Origin of the sequence: Leucobacter soli (assembly GCF_042659205.1) — a bacterium.
Taxonomy (GTDB): domain Bacteria; phylum Actinomycetota; class Actinomycetes; order Actinomycetales; family Microbacteriaceae; genus Leucobacter; species Leucobacter soli.
The window spans coordinates 1-671 of record NZ_JBHSRW010000477.1 but is presented as its reverse complement, the minus strand read 5'-3'; the positions used below and the strand labels follow the sequence as shown (position 1 = coordinate 671).

The following is a 671-nucleotide window of genomic DNA, read 5'->3' as shown; positions in this document are numbered from 1 at the left end:
GGCGAGGCCCCGGGCGTTCCGCTCGATGCCCAGGCCGGCCGCGACCGCCGTCGCGATGCTCTCCGGCATGGCGGTGCTCTCCGGCTTGGCAACGCCGTCCGGCGCGGCGGCATTCCTCCCCGGAACCGCATCGCACGGACTCGACGAGCGAGCAGCCGCGACGCCGCGGCTCGCGAATCCCACCCGCTCTGCCGACCGCACGAGTGAGGCGAAGCCTCTTCCCCGGGGCTTCCACTGGCCTCCGTTGCAGGCGTAGTCGGCTGCGGCACGGCCGGCCCGCGCGCCGAACACCAGCCCTTCGAGCAGCGAGTTCGAGGCGAGGCGGTTCGCGCCGTGCACCCCGGTCGAGGAGGTCTCGCCGGCGGAGAAGAGGCCGGGAACCGTGCTCCGTCCGTCGAGATCGCTGAGTACGCCGCCCATCGTGTAGTGGGCCGCCGGCGACACCGGCACGGGCTCTCTGCTCCAGTCGTAGCCGTGCGCCTGCAGCGCAGCGGAGATCCCGGGGAATCGTCGCACGAACGCGCCGGAGCCGCCGTCGCGTTCGATTGCGGTCGCATCGAGCCACACGCTCTCTGCGCCGCCCGCGCCGAGGATCCGGTGGATCTCCCGAGCCACCACGTCGCGCGGCGCGAGCTCGGCGGCGGGACTCGCGGCGCGCATGAAGCGACGCC

General features: G+C 73.9%; 1 protein-coding gene. It reads right to left on the bottom strand.

The window, feature by feature from the left end:
- A partial coding sequence (locus tag ACFPZL_RS14055; protein ID WP_382336034.1) for an FAD-binding protein occupies positions 1-671 on the bottom strand: 671 nt, incomplete at both ends.